The 17,264-nt window shown below is 61.3% G+C and carries 12 protein-coding genes and 1 pseudogene; 9 read left to right on the forward strand and 4 right to left on the reverse strand.

What is annotated here, in order from left to right:
• Positions 1-176: 176 nt before the first annotated feature.
• The 5 genes from BSF40_RS07075 (at position 177) to BSF40_RS07095 (ending at position 9,249) form a co-directional block, all read left to right on the forward strand.
• Entirely contained in the window at positions 177-2,627 is a 2,451-nt protein-coding gene (locus BSF40_RS07075) for a glycogen/starch/alpha-glucan phosphorylase (protein ID WP_095964574.1), read from the forward strand.
• A gap of 156 nt (positions 2,628-2,783) precedes the next feature.
• Positions 2,784-5,987: a DUF2339 domain-containing protein gene (locus tag BSF40_RS07080; protein WP_095964575.1), complete on the forward strand. Its 3,204-nt coding sequence runs from the start codon at positions 2,784-2,786 to the stop codon at positions 5,985-5,987.
• Positions 5,984-7,357 (forward strand): DUF3999 domain-containing protein, encoded by a 1,374-nt coding sequence (locus BSF40_RS07085; RefSeq protein WP_095964576.1) that lies wholly within the window; start codon positions 5,984-5,986, stop codon positions 7,355-7,357. Before BSF40_RS07080 ends, BSF40_RS07085 begins: the two co-directional genes overlap by 4 nt.
• Before the next feature lie 275 nt (positions 7,358-7,632).
• On the forward strand, positions 7,633-8,643 hold the full coding sequence (locus tag BSF40_RS07090; protein WP_034148565.1) for a class 1 fructose-bisphosphatase: 1,011 nt from the start codon (positions 7,633-7,635) through the stop codon (positions 8,641-8,643).
• Between the two features lie 3 nt (positions 8,644-8,646).
• Entirely contained in the window at positions 8,647-9,249 is a 603-nt protein-coding gene (locus tag BSF40_RS07095; RefSeq protein ID WP_095964577.1) for a DUF924 family protein, read from the forward strand.
• Positions 9,250-9,366: 117 nt separating this feature from the next.
• Here the strand turns inward: BSF40_RS07095 and BSF40_RS33440 are convergent, their stop codons facing one another.
• Positions 9,367-10,131, reverse strand: coding sequence for a methyl-accepting chemotaxis protein (locus tag BSF40_RS33440; RefSeq protein ID WP_371317842.1), 765 nt, complete (start codon positions 10,129-10,131; stop codon positions 9,367-9,369).
• Between the two features lie 93 nt (positions 10,132-10,224).
• Positions 10,225-11,259: pseudogene (locus BSF40_RS33445) on the reverse strand (cache domain-containing protein); the annotation flags it as partial.
• A 284-nt stretch (positions 11,260-11,543) separates the two neighbouring features.
• Between BSF40_RS33445 and BSF40_RS07105 the strand changes: the two are divergent.
• On the forward strand, positions 11,544-11,798 hold the full coding sequence (locus BSF40_RS07105; protein WP_007975531.1) for a hypothetical protein: 255 nt from the start codon (positions 11,544-11,546) through the stop codon (positions 11,796-11,798).
• 30 nt (positions 11,799-11,828) lie between these two features.
• On the forward strand, positions 11,829-12,398 hold the full coding sequence (locus BSF40_RS07110) for a lipocalin family protein (protein WP_095964579.1): 570 nt from the start codon (positions 11,829-11,831) through the stop codon (positions 12,396-12,398).
• A gap of 122 nt (positions 12,399-12,520) precedes the next feature.
• On the opposite strand, the gene BSF40_RS07115 is transcribed toward BSF40_RS07110, so the two are convergent.
• The gene (locus BSF40_RS07115) at positions 12,521-13,885 is read right to left on the reverse strand and encodes a formimidoylglutamate deiminase (protein ID WP_095964580.1); all 1,365 of its coding nucleotides are present in this window, start codon (positions 13,883-13,885) and stop codon (positions 12,521-12,523) included.
• 146 nt (positions 13,886-14,031) lie between these two features.
• Here BSF40_RS07115 and hutC point away from each other — a divergent pair, with 146 nt between their 5' ends.
• A complete protein-coding gene (gene hutC, locus BSF40_RS07120; protein WP_162135916.1) occupies positions 14,032-14,742 on the forward strand; it encodes a histidine utilization repressor in 711 nt (236 codons plus the stop codon).
• A 10-nt stretch (positions 14,743-14,752) separates the two neighbouring features.
• Positions 14,753-15,325 (forward strand): HutD family protein, encoded by a 573-nt coding sequence (locus BSF40_RS07125; protein WP_095964581.1) that lies wholly within the window; start codon positions 14,753-14,755, stop codon positions 15,323-15,325.
• 6 nt (positions 15,326-15,331) lie between these two features.
• On the opposite strand, the gene BSF40_RS07130 is transcribed toward BSF40_RS07125, so the two are convergent.
• Positions 15,332-16,969: a methyl-accepting chemotaxis protein gene (locus tag BSF40_RS07130; RefSeq protein WP_095964582.1), complete on the reverse strand. Its 1,638-nt coding sequence runs from the start codon at positions 16,967-16,969 to the stop codon at positions 15,332-15,334.
• Between the last annotated feature and the right edge of the window lie 295 nt (positions 16,970-17,264).

Genomic DNA, 17,264 nt, shown 5'->3' on the forward strand with positions numbered 1-17,264 from the left:
TTTTCACTGCCGGCCAATAAACCGCTAATCCGGCACGGCCCCTGCATTGAATCAGGTACTCGACAATGTATTGCCGACCCGATTCGCACTTACAGGAAAACTGCCGAACCAGAGCCTCTACCGCCTGTCAGACCGTCTAGGCTCAGACAACTCCAAGCTCGCTCGAGGTCCTATCGATGACTCAAGAACCACTTGTTCGCGAAGCAGAGGTGGCCGCATTCCGCGACGCCGTCTTGACCAAGCTCACTTATGCAGTGGGTAAAGACCCGGATCACGCCTTCGACCATGACTGGTTTGAAGCCATTGCCCTGGCCGCGCGGGATCACATGGTCGAGCACTGGATGGACCACACGCGGCAGATCTACCGCAAAGGTCAGAAGCGCGTTTATTACCTTTCCCTGGAGTTTCTCATCGGCCGGCTCCTGATCGACAGCCTGAGCAACCTCGGCCTGCTCGACGTGGCGCGTGAAGCCTTGACCGAACTGGGCGTCGACCTTGAGCGCATCCGTCTGCTGGAGCCCGACGCGGCCCTGGGCAACGGCGGCCTCGGGCGTCTGGCGGCATGTTTCCTGGAAAGCATGTCGACCCTCGGCATCGCCGGTCATGGCTACGGCATCCGCTATGAACACGGGTTGTTCCGCCAGGCGATTGTCGACGGCTGGCAGCAGGAGCAGACCGAACACTGGCTGGATTTCGGTAACCCCTGGGAGTTCGAGCGGCCGGAAGTGGTCTACACCATTGGTTTCGGCGGCAGTGTCGAGACCCTGACCGACGACACCGGCAAATCCCGGCAAGTCTGGTCCCCGGCGGAAACCGTACGGGCGATTGCCTACGACACGCCGGTGGTCGGCTGGCGCGGGGCGAGCGTCAACACGCTGCGCCTGTGGCGCGCCCGCGCCATGGAAGATCTGCACCTGGAGCGTTTCAACGCTGGCGACCACCTGGGTGCCGTGGCCGAAGTGGCCCGGGCCGAAAGCATCTCCCGGGTGCTGTACCCGGCGGACAGCACCGAGGCCGGCCAGGAGTTGCGCCTGCGCCAGGAGTACTTCTTCGTCGCCGCCTCGTTGCAGGATCTGCTGCGCCGTCATCGCAACATGCACACCTCGGTGCTGACCCTGGGCGATCACGCCTCGATCCAGCTCAACGACACTCACCCCTCGATTGCCGTGGCTGAACTGATGCGGCAACTGGTCGACGTTTATGACGTGGCGTGGGATGCCGCGTGGCAAGTCACCGTCGATACGCTGTCCTACACCAACCACACCTTGTTGCCCGAAGCGCTGGAAACCTGGCCGGTCGGCCTGATGGAGCGCATGTTGCCGCGGCACATGCAGATCATTTACCTGATCAACGCCCAGCACATCGACTCCCTGCGGGCCAAAGGCATTCACGACTTCGACGTGTTGCGCGCGGTGTCGCTGATCGAGGAAGACAACGGTCGTCGGGTGCGCATGGGCAACCTGGCGTTTCTCGGCTCCCACAGCATCAACGGTGTGTCCGGGTTGCACACGCAACTGATGCGCCAAACGGTGTTCTCCGAACTGCACAAGCTCTACCCGGAGCGGATCAACAACAAAACCAACGGCATCACCTTCCGCCGCTGGCTCTACCAGGCCAACCCCGAGCTGACCTCGATGCTGGTCGATGCCCTGGGTCCCGAGGTGCTGGACAACCCGGAAGAGCGTTTGCTCGCCCTCGAGCCGTTCGCCGAGAAAAGCGCGTTCCGCAAGGCGTTTGCCGAGCAACGGCTGCACAGCAAGAAAGCCCTGGCGTACCTGATTCATGAGCGCTTGGGCGTGGCGGTCAACCCGGCGGCGATGTTCGACGTGCAGGTCAAGCGCATCCATGAGTACAAACGCCAATTGCTCAACCTGATGCACACCGTGGCGTTGTACCAGGCGATCCGCGCCGAACCTGAAATCGACTGGGTACCACGGGTGAAAATCTTCGCCGGCAAGGCAGCTGCGAGTTATCACCAGGCCAAACTGATCATCAAGCTGACCAACGACATCGCCCGGGTGGTGAACAACGACCCGACCGTGCGCGGTTTGCTCAAAGTGGTGTTCCTGCCCAACTACAACGTCAGCCTGGCGGAGAGCATCATTCCGGCGGCGGATTTGTCCGAGCAGATTTCCACCGCCGGTTTCGAAGCATCAGGCACCAGCAACATGAAATTCGGCCTGAACGGCGCGCTGACCATCGGCACCCTGGACGGGGCCAACGTGGAAATGTGCGACCGCATCGGTGCCGAGCACATGTTCATCTTCGGCCTCAGCGCGCAGCAGGTGGAGGCGCGCAAGCAGAACCATGAGTTCAGTGCCGTACCGGACATCGCCGCGTCCCATCGCCTGAACGATGTGCTGCAAGCGATTCGTGGCGGGGTGTTCTCGCCGGATGATCCGTCCCGTTACACCGGGTTGATCGATTCGCTGGTGGATTACGACCGCTTCCTGGTCTGCGCCGACTTCGATTCCTACTGGCACGCGCAGATGCGCGTCGAAGCCCATTGGCACGATTCGAAGGAGTGGTGGCGTTCAGCGGTATTGAGCACGGCGCGGATGGGCTGGTTCTCGTCGGACCGGACCATTCGCGAGTACGCCACGGAAATCTGGAAGGCGCTGGAGTAAGTCTTCAGGCAGGTGGATATACTGGCGCGCCGGAAAAAATCGCAGCCTTCGGCAGTTCCTACAGGATGGGTGTAGGAGCTGCCGAAGGCTGCGATCTTTATGGATACGGCTGAGCTAATCTTTCCGGATTGGCTAATGCGCTTAGGGATATCGACCATGCAATGGATGTTCATGCTGATAGGGCTGGTGCTCGGCTGGATACTCGACGAGTCATTCAGCGATGCGCTGCTGGGCGCGTTACTCGGGTTGGGTATCGGCCAGGCCCTTCGCTTGGCTCGCATGGACTCGCAGGCCGTCGAGCAGCAGCGTTTGCTGGAGCAGGCGCAGGTAGCCCTGCAAGCGGTGGAGCAACGTCTGGCGCTGCTCGAAGCATCGGGTGTCAAGGCGCCGCAAACCCGCGAACCGCTTGTCTCACCTGAAACCTTCCTTGATGAAACCCCTGCCGCAGCCACGGAACTGATCTGGGAACTGCCGCCCGAACTCGAGCCAATCCAGGCGGCGGCCAGCGAAATCAGGCGTCCGGCCGCCGATGCATGGAAACCCGAGCCGACCGCTCGCCAAGCACAATCGCCTGGCTCCCCGCGTGGCCCGAATCTCATCGACCGCGCCATCGGTCGCGCCCGTGCCTGGTTGTTCGGTGGCAATACCGTGTTGCGCGTCGGCGTGGTGCTGCTGTTCCTCGGCCTGGCCTTTCTGCTGCGCTATGCCACTGAAGGCGTGGTGGTGCCGGTTGAGTTGCGCTACGCAGGCGTGGCTGCCGCAGCATTGGGGCTGCTCGGGCTGGGTTGGTGGTTGAGGGCCCGCAACAGCAGTTACGCATTGATCCTGCAGGGTGCCGGGATCGCCGTGATGTACCTGACGGTGTTTGCCGCGATGCGCCTGCATCCGTTGCTCGATCCCTCGGCGGGGTTTGGCCTGCTGGTGGCGGTGACGGTCTGTTCGGCGATTCTCGCCATTGCCCAGGATTCCCTGGGGCTGGCCGCCGCGGCCGCACTGGGCGGATTCGCCGCGCCCATCCTGGCCTCCACCGGCGCCGGCAGCCATGTCGCGCTGTTCAGCTACTTTACCCTGCTCAACGCCGGTATCTTCGCCATCGCCTGGTTCAAGGCCTGGCGGCTGTTGAATGTCATTGGCTTCACCGGCACTTTCGGCATCGGATTCGCCTGGGGCCTGCGCTCCTACTCGCCGGAACTGTTGTGGAGCACCGAGCTGTTTCTGATTTTGTTTTTCCTGATGTACGTGGCCATTGGTCTGCTGTTCGCCCGGCGCAGATTGATGGAGATGGGCGATACACCCGCAGATGGCAGTCGCGAAGCACTGCTGCGCTGGTTGGCGCGCAAGGGTGACTACGTCGACGGCACGCTGCTGTTCGGCCCGCCACTGGCGGGTTTCGGCTTGCAGTTGGTGCTGGTGCAGCATCTGGAATTCGCTGCTGCATTCAGTGCCTTGGCACTGGGCATCATTTATATGGGGCTTGCCCGTTGGCTGATGGTCGGGCGCACGCTGTTGTTGGGCGAAACCTGCCTGGCCCTGGGCGTGATCTTCACCAGCCTGGCGATACCGCTGGGGCTCGATGCGCGTTGGACGACGGCGGCATGGGCGGTGGAAGGCGCGGGGATCTTCTGGCTCGGTCTGCGCCAACAAAGGCCCTTGGGCCGGGCCTTTGCCTTGCTGCTGCAACTGGGGGCGGCGCTGGCGTTTCTCAGCGAGCTGCACGACAGCGAAAGCAGCCTGCTCGGCGGTGTACCGCTAGGTGCGCTGTTACTGGGCGTCGCGTTGCTGTTCAGCTTCTACCAATTACTTAAAGCCTTGCCGGAGCAGATCAGGCCATGGGAGCTCAAAGGCCTGCCGGTATTGGCTTGTCTCGGGCTGGCGTTTCTCTATTTGCTGGCTCCCTTGTTTTTCTTCAGCCACGGCACGGTGATCAGTTGGGCCTTGGCCGGGGCGCTCACGTTGTTTGTTGGCTTGCACCTGCAATCGCGCACGTTCGTGTTCGCCGCGTTCGCTGTGCAACTGTTGGGTGGCGCGCTGTTCCTGACGGCTGGGCCACAGTTCAGTGACGGTCTGCAGCCCCTGGCCCATGGCGGGTTCTGGGCGCCGCTGCTGCTGGGGCTGGCCGCGATGGTCGGGGCCTGGCGTTTGCAGATCGGTCATTCGTTCACCGCGTTCAAAGGTCTGAGTCTGTTGCGATTGTCCCAGGCGTTGCTGGTGTGGGGCGCGGGTTGGTGGGCGCTGGCCTGGGTTATCGAAGTGCTGCATTTTGCGCCGCAGTCGATGCAGGCGACGTTGTTGTTGGGCATCGCTGCCGTAAGTGTTGCGCTGTGGACGGTATTGGCGCTGCGCCTGAAATGGCCGTCACTGGGGGGACTCGGCACGGTGTTGATACCCGCTGCGGCGCTGGTGCTGCTAGCGGCCTGGCACTCGCGTTATCACCCGGCGGCCAACTTTGGCTGGCTGGCGTGGGCCGCCGTGTTCGTCGTGCATTTCATGTCCCTGCGACGCCTGGCGCCCATGCTGCCAGCGCCCGTGCCGAGCGTCGCCCATGTGCTCGGCTGCTGGCTGTTGATGGGCGTGCTGGCGCTGGAACTGCGTTACGCCTTGCTGGTGTTGTCCGAGCAATACAACGCCTGGCGCTGGTTGGGCTGGGCGATTCTGCCAAGCCTGTATCTGGTGTTGATGGCAGCACCTCGCGCATGGCCTTGGCCGGTGTCGGCCTATCCTCGGGAATACCGCGTGTACGCCGCTGCGCCGCTGGCCTTGCTGTTGCTCGGCTGGTTCTGGCTGGCGAATATCGCCAGTGAGGGCAACGCCGAGCCACTGCCTTACGTGCCATTGATCAACCCGCTGGAGCTGGGCCTGTTGTTTGCGTTGTTCGGCGTCTACGTCTGGTCCCGCAGCGCCATGCCCCAACTGGCTGTCCGCAAGGATTACGCCGCCATTGCAACACAAGGGGTCGCAGGTGCCTCGCTGTTCGTGTTCTTTACGGCTTTGGTGATGCGCACGGCGCACCATTGGAGTGCGGTGCCGTTCGAGCTGGATCTGTTGCTGGAGTCGATGCGAGTACAAGCCGGCCTGTCCATTGTCTGGACCTTGATGGCCCTGAGCCTGATGATCGGCGGCCATATGCGTCGCCGTCGCGAAGTCTGGCTGATCGGTGCGGCCTTGATTGGTGTGGTCGTGGCCAAGCTGTTTTTTGTCGAATTGAGCAATCGCGGCGGGCTGGCGCGGATCGTGTCGTTTATTGGTGTCGGCGTGTTGTTGCTGGTGGTGGGTTATTTCGCTCCGCTACCGCCCAAACGTGCCGAAGCCGTGCCGGACAGCGGGAAACCGGTCCCGGAATCACAAGGAGTGTCGTCTTGAGTCAGAAGCTGAGTCTGGGTTGGCTGGGCATTGTTGCCATGGGGCTGGTGTTGTCGGCGGTTGCCCAGGAAAAACCGGCGGATTTCACCACCCAAGTGCCTTTGTCGGTAACGGGCGAAGGACCTTGGTATCGCCTTGAACTGCCCCTGAGCGTACAACTGAATGCACGGCAGGCTGACCTGAGCGATGTGCGTGTATTCAACTCCGTGGGTGAAGCTCAGGCCTATGCCTTGGTCCGGGAGTCGGCGCGGAGCAATGAAACGCGTACCTTGACCGAGGTGAAATGGTTTGCGCTGTACAACTCAGTGGACGCCACTGAAACCGCGCCGAGCGTACGGGTGCAATCGAGCACCAACGGCACGTTGGTCGAAGTGCAGCCCTCCAGTCAGTTGGAGGCGGGTGAGGAGGAGTTGCGCGGCTGGTTGCTCGACGCGTCCGCTATCAAGGCGCCATTGCAGCAATTGATTCTCGACTGGACCAGCGAGCGCGACGGCTTCCAGCGTTTCACCATCGAAGCCAGCGATGATCTGCAGCGTTGGCAGTCCTGGGGCGAAGGGCAGGTGGCGCGCCTGACCTTTTCCGACGAGCGGGTCGAACAGCATGAGGTCAACCTGCCGGGTCAGTCGGCGCGCTACCTGCGGTTGCTGTGGATCACCCCGCATTCGGCGCCGACACTGACATCGGCGCAACTGCAAAGCGCCAATACCCGCAGCCTGCCATTGCCGTTGGTCTGGTCCCAGGCATTGGCCGGCAGCAGCGTGAAGGCGGGTGAATACACCTGGCAGTTGCCGATGGGGCTTAATGTCGAGCGAGTGCAGGTCGAGTTGAGCCAGCCCAACAGTCTGGCGCCAGTGAGCCTGGCCGGCCGGCGCGACAGCAGCCTGCCATGGCAGTCGTTGGGCAGCGGTTTGCTCTATCGCCTGACGCAGAATGGTCAGGACGTGGTGCAAAACCAATTGCAGTTGTCCGGGCAAATCGTCCAGCAATTGAAACTGACCGTGGACGAACGCGGTGGCGGCCTGGGTGATCAGGCGCCGACGCTGAAGTTTGCCATGCGCGCCACGCAACTGGTGTTTCTGGCACGTGGGCCGGGGCCTTACACGCTGGTGGTGGGGAACACGACAGCGAAGGCGGCGAACTTGCCGCTGTCGACGCTGATTCCGGATTACAGCCCGCAGAAGCTGGCGACCCTGGGCCGGGCCTTGGTGGATGTCGGGGCGCTGACTACGCAGCCGTCGGTAGGCGCCGCGTCGGTGCCGGTCGACAGCCACTGGAAGAAATTCGGTTTGTGGGCGGTGTTGCTGCTCTGTGTGGTGTTTCTGGCGGCGATGGCTTTCAGTTTGCTGCGCAAGCCTTCTGCCAAATCCTGAGAATGGCTGGCGCTACGCGCCATTCGCGAGCAAGCCCGCTCCCACAGGAACAGCGCCGTTCTTGTGGGAGCGGGCTTGCTCGCGAAGGCGGTCAGCCAGACACCCAAAATATTGAAACAAGCCACCCTTTCCAGGCTCACACCCCGCCCATTTCCATCTACGCTCAACCCCGCGCATGAACTCTCTTCGGCGGATCACGTCTGATAGGAGGAAATGCGCCCCGACTCGCGTTAAACTGCGCGGGTTTTTAGCCCCCCATTCCACCGGAGCCTTCCATGTCCCGCGTTACCTTGAGTCGCTATTTGATTGAGCAGACCCGCAGCAACAACACTCCTGCCGATCTGCGCTTCCTGATCGAAGTGGTGGCGCGTGCCTGCAAGGAGATCAACCACGCCGTGTCCAAAGGCGCCCTGGGTGGCGTTCTGGGCAGCATGGGCACTGAAAACGTCCAGGGCGAAGTGCAGAAAAAGCTCGACGTGATCTCCAACGAAATCCTGCTCGAAGCCAACGAATGGGGCGGTCACCTGGCCGGCATGGCGTCCGAAGAAATGGACAACGCCTACCAGATCCCGGGTAAATACCCGAAAGGCGCGTACCTGCTGGTATTCGACCCGCTGGACGGTTCGTCGAACATCGACATCAACGCCCCGGTCGGCACCATCTTCTCGGTACTGCGTTGCCCGAACGAATACCTGAGCCAGAACGAACCTTTGAATGAAAAGGCCTTCCTGCAGCCAGGTACCCAGCAAGTGGCCGCCGGTTACGCGATCTACGGTCCGCAGACCATGCTGATCCTGACCCTGGGCGACGGCGTGAAAGGCTTCACCCTGGACCGTGAAATGGGCAGTTTCGTACTGACCCACGAGAACATCACCATTCCTGAAAGTACCCAGGAATTTGCCATCAACGCGTCCAACCAGCGTCACTGGGAAGCACCGGTACAGCGCTACGTCAGCGAATTGCTGGCAGGCGATGAAGGCCCGCTGAAAAAGAACTACAACATGCGCTGGGTCGCCGCGATGGTAGCCGACGTGCACCGCATCCTGACCCGCGGCGGCCTGTTCATGTACCCACGTGACAGCCGCGAGCCGTCCAAGCCGGGCAAGCTGCGCCTGATGTACGAAGCCAATCCGATGTCGTTCCTGGTGGAGCAGGCGGGCGGCGCGTCCACCGACGGCCATCAGCGCATCCTCGACATCCAGCCCGAAGGCCTGCACCAGCGTGTGGCGGTGTTCCTCGGTTCGAAAGAAGAAGTGGCCCGCGTCACGGCTTACCACAAGGAGTAAACCATGACCGCGCCCTGGCAGCCGTTGCTTGATTGGTGGTTCGGAAGTTCCGGATCGGCGAGCGAAGTGGCGGCGCAGAAGGGCAGGTTATGGTTCGGCAAGCGCGACAGCCAGGACCTCGAAGCGCGTGAGCGTTTCGGGGACTGCGTCGAACAGGCACTGGCCGGCGGATTGACCGAGTGGATGCAACGTCCCGAAGGTTGGCTGGCCCTGGTGCTGTTGCTCGATCAACTCCCGCGAATGATCTTTCGCGATTCTCCCAAGGCTTTTTCCGGTGACATCAGGGCTCAGGCGCTGGTGGCGCAAGGCATTGCCGCGGATTTCGACCGGCAGTTGCAGCCGATTCAGCGGGTGTTCATCTACCTGGTGTTCGAGCATAGCGAGAACCTGGCGGTGCAGAACGAAGGCGTCTCGCGCTATATCGAATTGGTGGCGCAGCAGCCGGAAAGCGATCGGGCACTGTTCAGCGATTACCTGGACTATGCCGAGCGGCATCAGCAAGTGATTGCGCAGTTTGGGCGGTTTCCGCATCGCAATGCGGTGTTGGGGAGGGTGTCTACGGCTGAGGAGCTGGCGTTTCTGTCGAAGCCTGGGTCGAGGTTCTAGATCTTCATGGCGGCTGATGCCGCCTTCGCGGGCAAGCCCGCTCCCACAGGGAACTTTGTCGCACTGGAGATCCAGTGTGGGAGCGGGCTTGCCCGCGAAGGGGCCGGTGAGTGCGCCTTAGATCCTGAAGCTTCCGACCAGCTGCTTCAACCGCGCCGCCTGCTGCTCAAGATCGGCACACGCACGCAAGGTCGCCTGCAGGTTCTCCACGCCTTCCTGGTTCAGCGTGTTGATTTCGGTGATGTCGACGTTGATCGACTCCACCACGGCGGTCTGCTCTTCGGTCGCTGTTGCCACGGACTGGTTCATGCCGTCGATCTCGCCGATGCGCTGGGTCACGCTGCCCAGGCGTTCGCCGGCCTGGTTGGCGATGCCGACGCTGCTTTCGCTCTGGCGCTGGCTGTCGGTCATGATGCCCACCGCTGCGCGGGCGCCGACTTGCAGCTCTTCGATCATCGTCTGCACTTGCTGCGCTGAGTCCTGGGTGCGGTGAGCGAGGTTGCGTACCTCATCGGCCACCACGGCAAAACCGCGACCGGCCTCACCGGCGCGGGCTGCTTCGATGGCGGCGTTGAGCGCCAGCAAGTTGGTCTGCTGGGAGATGCTGGTGATCACTTCCAGGATCTGCCCGATGTTGACCGTGTTGCTGTTGAGGGTTTCGATGTTGCCGCACGAGTCGCTGATCTTCGCCGACAACTGTTGCATCGCCGCGATGGTTTTATCCACCACCTGCTGGCCGTCTTCGGCCAGGCTGCGGGCGTCGCTGGAGTGCTGCGAGGCGAGGGCGGCGTTCTGCGCGATTTCCTGGGCGGCGGCGCCGAGCTGGTTGATCGCCGCGGCCACGCTGCTGGTGCGCGAGGCTTGCTGGTCGGAGTTGTACATCGACGAGTTCGACGCGGCCACTACGCGTAGCGCTACTTCGTTGACCTGCCCTGTGGCCGAGGCCACTTCGATGATCGAGGTGTGAATGCGTTCGACGAAGCGGTTGAACGACAGCCCCAGCGCGCCGAATTCGTCGTGACCGTGAATGGTCAGGCGTTTGGTCAGGTCACCTTCGCCTTCGGCGATGTCGTGCATGGCGCGGCCCATGGTCAGCAGCGGCTGCATCAGCAGGCTGATCAGCATGCCCAGCAGGGCGATGATGATCACGACGGCGATCACCATGGCGATGATCGCCGAGGTGCGGAATTCACTGAGCATCGAGAACGCCGTTTCCTGGTCGAGCACCAGTGCCACGTACCAGTCCGCCGATGGCACGCCGTTGACGTGGGTGAAGGAGATGAACTGGCGCTTGCCGTCGATCTCGACTTCTTTGAGGCCCGGGCTGACTTTCGGCGTGTCGCTCGGATAGGCCTCGGCCAGGTTCTTGAGCACCAGCTTGCTGTCCGGGTGAATCAGGATCTTGCCGTCGGCACCGACGATGAACGCATGGCCGTGACCGCCGAAGTTCAGCGAATTGATGATCGCGCTGACGCTGGACAGATCGATGTCGGCGCCGGCGACACCGATCATCTGGCCCTGGTGCTTTACCGGGGTGGCCACGGTGATCACCAGTTTGCCAGAGGACGCAGCGATATACGGTTCGGTGACAATGGTCTGTTGTGCGCTATTGGCCGCCTTGTACCAGCCGCGGGCGCGTGGGTCGTAGTCCGCCGCGCGGTTGCCGGCCGGGACCGAGAACATCACGCCATCGGCGCCACCGAAGTAGCTCAGCTGGAAGTTGCCGGTGTAGGCGGGCAGGTCGATGATCCGTTTCAGACTGGCGGGCGCATTGCCATCGGCGCTGACCTGTTGGGCCATCGACTGCAGCAACTGCATGCGACTTTCCAGCCAGGTCTGGATGTTGCTGGTGGTCAGGCTGCCGAGCTCCTGCATCGAGGCTTCGGTACTGTTGCGCAGGGTTTCGCGCTGGCGATAGTCGTTGAACAGGATGAAACAAGCGAATGCGACGGCCACCACGAGGGCGGCAGCCAGCAAGATCTTGTGGCTGAACTTCATGTTTCTGGTCATGGGATGAGCTACCGCAGAGGGGCTGTTCTACAAAATGGGGGAGCAAATGCCACCGACGTGGCATTGCGTTGCATTTATGTCGACTGAACGGCGCCAAAGATTAGGCGGATTTTCCTGAAAAACGACGAAATGCTCGGTGAACGAGGAAAGTGAATGATTTTCGGCAAAAGGCAGACGAGTGGCCCGATAAATAGCCTGCCGGGCAGGGAACCAGACAGGGGTTTTCTCTTCTAAGCTTCAGCTTGGCAGCCATGCCAATCCCCTACGCCCCCCGGAGTTTCACCATGTCGCTGCGTTCCATCGCCCTGCTTTCATTCTGCGTATTGCTCGCTGCCTGCAGCAAGGTCAATCAGGAAAACTACTCGAAGCTCTCGGCCGGCATGGCCAAGGCCGATGTGGAGACCTTGTTGGGCAAACCCGCCGATTGTTCAGGCGCGCTCGGCATGTCCAGTTGCACCTGGGGCGACAAGAACAGCTTTATCAGCGTGCAGTTCGCCGGTGACAAAGTGCTGATGTTTTCCGGCCAAGGCCTGAAGTAAACCGGGGCGATCGCCCACGGGAGAAAAATAATGAAGCGGTTATTGATCATCCTTTTTGCCGGCCTGGTGTTGGCTGGCTGTGCCACGTCTGGCCCGGACCCTTTGGCGCCCAAGACGGCCAACAGCGTCAACCTCAAGCGCTACCAGGGCACCTGGTATGAGCTGGCCCGTCTGCCGATGTACTTCCAGCGTGACTGTGCGCAATCCGAAGCCCATTACACGCTTAAACCCGATGGCAACGTCGCGGTATTGAACCGCTGCCTGACAGCGCAGTGGCAATGGGAAGAGGTCAAGGGCACGGCTTATCCTGAGGTGCCCGGCAAGAACGACAAGCTGCGGGTCGAGTTCGATACCTGGTTTTCCAGGCTGATCCCGGGTACGGCGAAGGGCGATTATTGGGTGCTGTACGTCAGCGATGACTACAAGACCGCCATCGTCGGTGACCCGAGCCGCAAGTATCTGTGGCTGTTGTCGCGCACGCCGACCGTGAATGGAGTGGTGCGCGAGGAGCTGCTGAGCAGGGCGCGTCAGCAGGGTTACGACACCACCCGGTTGATCTGGCGGGCGTCGGAACAGCAGATGGCCAAGACCTCGAACTAACCGTCAGCACATATCCAAATGTGGGAGCGGGCTTGCTCGCGAAGAGGGTGTCACATTCAACAGAGATGTTGACTGACAGTCCGCCTTCGCGAGCAAGCCCGCTCCCACATTTTTGTTTGATGTCAGCCCAGCAATTCACGCAGGACCTGGGTGAAGGCGCGGCTGCTTTCTTCTTCATCAGCATGGCGCCCATCGCGCACTACCCACTGACCGTTGACCAGCACATCCCGCACCTGACGATCGCCACCGGCAAACAGCCAGCGGTTGAGAATCCCGTCGCCGCTGGCCGTGGCCAGATACGGATCGTTGCCGTCGAGCACCAGCCAGTCGGCGCGCTTGCCGACTTCCAGGGCGCCAATCGGCTGGCCCAGTGCCTGGGCGCCGCCATCCAGCGCGGCATCAAACAGCGTGCGCCCGACCATCGGCTGCTCCGCGCCATACAGGCGATTTCGCCGCTGGTCGCGTAGACGCTGGCCGTATTCCAGCCAGCGCAATTCTTCCACCACGCTCAGTGACACATGGCTGTCGGAACCGATACCCATGCGGCCGCCCTGGGCGAGGAAGTCCACCGCCGGGAAGATCCCGTCGCCGAGGTTGGCTTCGGTGGTCAGGCACAGGCCGGCGATGGCGCGACTCTTGGCCATCGACGTGACTTCTTCCGGGTTGGCGTGAGTCGCGTGGACCAGGCACCAGCGTTGATCGACGTCGACGTTTTCGTACAGCCATTGCAGCGGACGACGGCCACTCCAGGTCAGGCAGTCGTCGACTTCTTTCTGCTGCTCGGCGATGTGGATGTGCACCGGGCACTGCTTGTCGCTGGCTGCCAGCACTTCACTGATCTGCTGCGGCGTGACCGCGCGCAATGAGTGGAAACACAATCCCAGGGATTGAGCCGGTTGCTGCGCCAGGACCGTTTGCAGGCGCGATTGCAGCTTGAGGTAATTTTCGGTGCTGTTGATGAAGCGGCGCTGACCGTCGTTCGGCGCTTGGCCACCGAAACCGGAATGGCTGTAGAGCACCGGCAGCAGGGTCAAGCCGATACCCGCGGAACGGGCAGCCTGGCTGATACGCAGGGCCAGTTCGGCCGGATCCGCGTAAGGCTGGCCACTGATGTCGTGATGCACGTAGTGAAATTCCGCGACCGAGGTGTAACCGGCCTTGAGCATTTCGATGTACAGCTGACGGGCGATGACGCCGAGTTGCTCCGGGCTGATTTTTCCGACGAGGCGGTACATCAGGTCGCGCCAGGTCCAGAAACTGTCGTTCGGATTGCCCGCCACTTCCGCCAGCCCGGCCATGGCCCGCTGGAAGGCGTGGGAGTGCAGATTCGGCATGCCAGGCAGCAGCGGACCGCTCAACCGCTCGGCGCCATCTGCATGAGAATCGGCCTGGATATGGGTCAATACGCCATCGGCGCTGACCTCAAGACGTACATTGTTGGCCCATCCACTAGGCAGCAGCGCGCGTTCGGCAAAGAAGGCGGACATGGTTCAGCACCCCATCGTGTGTTATTTGTATATACATATACAGACGTTTGCCTGCCCGGTAAACTCCGGCAAGCTAGCGACATCAACTAAACGACCAAGGATTAACCGTGCCGACTCCGCCTCCAGTCTCTCCGTTGGCCGCGAACATGGGCGACAGTCCGGCGCCCTTGTACGCCCGCGTCAAACAAATGATCACCCAGCAAATCGACAGTGGAAACTGGCCGCCGCACTACCGCGTTCCGTCGGAAAGCGAACTGGTCAGCCAGTTGGGCTTCAGCCGCATGACCATCAACCGCGCGCTGCGCGAGATGACCGCCGATGGCCTGCTGGTGCGCATGCAAGGCGTCGGCACCTTCGTCGCCGAGCCGAAAAGCCAGTCTGCCCTGTTCGAAGTGCACAACATCGCCGACGAAATCGCCTCCCGCGGTCATCGCCACACCTGCAAGGTCATCACCCTTGAAGAAGAGGCCGCCGGCTCCGAGCGCGCCCTGGCCCTGGACATGCGCGAAGGGCAGAAGGTGTTCCATTCACTGATCGTGCATTTCGAGAACGATATTCCGGTGCAGATCGAAGACCGTTTCGTCAACGCGCTGGTGGCGCCGGATTACCTCAAGCAGGACTTCACCCTGCAAACGCCCTACGCCTATCTGAACCAGGTCGCGCCGCTGACCGAAGGCGAGCACGTGGTCGAGGCGATCCTGGCCGAGCCGTCCGAATGCAAATTGCTACAGATTGAAAAAGGCGAGCCGTGCCTGCTGATCCGTCGCCGCACCTGGTCCGGTCGCCAGCCGGTGACCGCCGCTCGCTTGATCCACCCTGGTTCCCGTCATCGTCTGGAAGGTCGGTTTCATAAATAGAGAGCCATAAATGAGCAGTCTGAAAGTTTTACGTGCGGTGGATTACCCGCGCATGCCGTGGAAAAACGGCGGCGGCAGCACCGAAGAAATCACCCGTGATGCCGGCACCGGCCTGGATGGCTTTGGCTGGCGCCTGTCGATTGCCGACATTGGCGAATCGGGCGGTTTTTCCACTTTTGCCGGTTATGAGCGAGTGATCACCGTTTTGCAGGGCGACGGCATGACCCTGACGGTGGATGGCCAGAACACACGGCCACTGTTACCGCTGGACCCGTTTGCCTTCAGTGGTGAAAGCAAGGTGTCCTGCACATTGCTCGGTGGGCCGATTCGCGATTTCAACCTGATTTACGCGCCGCAGCGTTACAGCGCGCGGTTGCAGTGGTTGTCGGGCGAGCAGCGGTTCTTCAGCTCGGCGGGCACAGTGTTGGTGTTCAGCATGAGTGAGCAGGTTGAGGTGTCGGTCGATAACAACGCCCAGCAATTGGGCCGTCATGATTGCCTGCAATTGGAGGCTGATGCCGGATTACTGGATGTCGCCATCAATGGGCTGTGCTGCGTGATCGAACTGACCTCGCGCGACTGATCCCGGTCATTCCCGTTCGAGGGTAAAACCTCGAACGGTCGCCTCCAGCTCACTCGACATCTGCTTGAGTGCCTGGATGGTTTGCACCGCCTGCTGTTGCGCCGCGACATTTTCCTCGACCCGCTGCGCCACGTTTTCCACATTGCGCGCCACGTCTTCGCTGGCTTCACGCTGTTCCTGCAGGGCATTGGAGATCTGGCTGACGGCATTGAGTGACGCGTTGAGCGCGGTCTTGACGTCATTCATCGACGCGCCGGCGCTGTCGATCAGTTGTTGGCCCTGAAGTACGCGCTCGCGCCCGGTGTTCATGCTGCTGTTGGCCTTTCTCATGCCGCTTTGAATGGTGCTCACCAGCACCACAATCTCGGCGGTAGAGCGGGTCGTGCGGGTTGCCAGTTCCCGCACTTCGTCAGCCACCACAGCAAACCCGCGTCCTTGTTCACCGGCCCGCGCCGCCTCGATGGTAGCATTGAGTGCGAGCAGATTGGTCTGTTCGGCAATGCTGTGGATCATGCCGACAATTTTCCCGATGGCGTTGGAGTGCAGGGTCAATTGGTCTATTTCATCCGACGACTGGGTCACCAGCTGGGCGATCTGCTGCATCTCGAGGATAGAGCGCTCCATGGTGGCAATGCCGAAAGCGGTGATCTGCTCGGCCTTTTGGGTGGTGTCGTGCGCCTGCGCGGCGTTCTCGGCGATGTGTGTAATGTTGGCTGACATCTGTTCCGCGGCGGCGGCAATGGAGGAGGCCGCGCCATTTTGCTCGGCAGCCTGTTTCAGGCCTTGTTCAGACGAGATGCTCAGGTTCAGGGTCGAGGACTCGATATGCTGCGAGGCCTCGCGCACCTTGCCGATCATGCTGGCCAGGCTGCGTCGCATGGCCTCGACCGATTGCATGACACCCGTCGACGTCGCGTTACTGTTCGCCGGATCGCCGAGCCTGCCCTGGGCAATCCTTGTGCTGATACTGGCCAGCTCGTGAGGCTCGGCGCCCAGGTATCGCGCCAGCCTGGCGCTGAACAGCAGGGCATAAAGACTGCCAAACAACAGTGCCAGAGCCAGGACCACGGCCATCAGCCTCATATTGGTCTCATAGAGTGCCTGGCTGTGCTCGAACTGATGGCGAGCTTCTTTCAGTTGAGCATCCGTCAGCTGCGAGAGCAGTGAGGTCAGCGGGTCGATCAAGGGGTAAAGCTGGTGTGTGGCGAACTGCTCCAGGCTCTGACTGGCGGCGTTGTTGCGGTTCAAGACCGCCTGCAAACGCTGGAGCGGTACTTTGGTCGCCTGCATCAGCGGTGTGATTTCGTTGATCAGTCGCACCTCTTCATCAACCAGGCGAGTCGAGAGGTAGGTGCGCCAGAGCGGTTCGATTTCAAGCATCGCTTGTCGTATCTGCTGCGCTGCGTCGACGCCACTGAGGATGCCATCGCGGGCCTTGTGGATAGCGTTGACGATCCGGACTGAATACAGCTCGGAGATTTTCTTCAGGTCCTGTTGCGGAATGACCCGGTCCAGGTAAACCGTCTCCAGTCCCTGGACCGTAGCGCGCATGCCGTACAGGCCGAGTGCGCCGATGCCGGTCAGGCTGCTCAGGAGAATGCCGGCAAGCAGGAGCAGGTGGGTTTGAACTTTCCACTGTTTCATTACGGGTTCCTCGCAGAAGTGACATCAGGGGGCTTGCTCGTGAAGTCGGCGAGGATTGATGGAGGTGGAGTCGGATGTTTCTGATGATGTTGTAGGGTGTTTCTGGAATGCGCTTAATTGGGTATCAGGTGTTACCGAACGCCCCAGCATGGCGCAAAACCACGCTCAAGTAACAAAACCCCCTCGCTACAAAAATCCCCTCAGAAAAATTTCATCTTCCCCGGAACCCTTGTTCCAGGCGCTCTCCAGCCGTTTCATGATTTTTCTTGAATGCTCATCCAATAAGTTGGCCGCC

Origin of the sequence: Pseudomonas sp. ACN5 (assembly GCF_002303975.1) — a bacterium.
Classification (GTDB): Bacteria; Pseudomonadota; Gammaproteobacteria; order Pseudomonadales; family Pseudomonadaceae; genus Aquipseudomonas; species Aquipseudomonas laurylsulfatiphila.

Excerpts from the sequence above, each read along its gene's own strand:
- BSF40_RS07080 (WP_095964575.1), top strand. The coding sequence starts at position 2,784 with ATGCAATGGATGTTCATGCTGATAGGGCTGGTGCTCGGCTGGATACTC.
- hutC (WP_162135916.1), top strand. The coding sequence starts at position 14,032 with ATGGGCGACAGTCCGGCGCCCTTGTACGCCCGCGTCAAACAAATGATC.
- BSF40_RS07110 (WP_095964579.1), top strand. The coding sequence starts at position 11,829 with ATGAAGCGGTTATTGATCATCCTTTTTGCCGGCCTGGTGTTGGCTGGC.
- BSF40_RS07105 (WP_007975531.1), top strand. The coding sequence starts at position 11,544 with ATGTCGCTGCGTTCCATCGCCCTGCTTTCATTCTGCGTATTGCTCGCT.
- BSF40_RS33440 (WP_371317842.1), bottom strand. The coding sequence starts at position 10,131 with ATGTACAACTCCGACCAGCAAGCCTCGCGCACCAGCAGCGTGGCCGCG.
- BSF40_RS07075 (WP_095964574.1), top strand. The coding sequence starts at position 177 with ATGACTCAAGAACCACTTGTTCGCGAAGCAGAGGTGGCCGCATTCCGC.
- BSF40_RS07115 (WP_095964580.1), bottom strand. The coding sequence starts at position 13,885 with ATGTCCGCCTTCTTTGCCGAACGCGCGCTGCTGCCTAGTGGATGGGCC.
- BSF40_RS07125 (WP_095964581.1), top strand. The coding sequence starts at position 14,753 with ATGAGCAGTCTGAAAGTTTTACGTGCGGTGGATTACCCGCGCATGCCG.
- BSF40_RS07095 (WP_095964577.1), top strand. The coding sequence starts at position 8,647 with ATGACCGCGCCCTGGCAGCCGTTGCTTGATTGGTGGTTCGGAAGTTCC.
- BSF40_RS07130 (WP_095964582.1), bottom strand. The coding sequence starts at position 16,969 with ATGAAACAGTGGAAAGTTCAAACCCACCTGCTCCTGCTTGCCGGCATT.
- BSF40_RS07090 (WP_034148565.1), top strand. The coding sequence starts at position 7,633 with ATGTCCCGCGTTACCTTGAGTCGCTATTTGATTGAGCAGACCCGCAGC.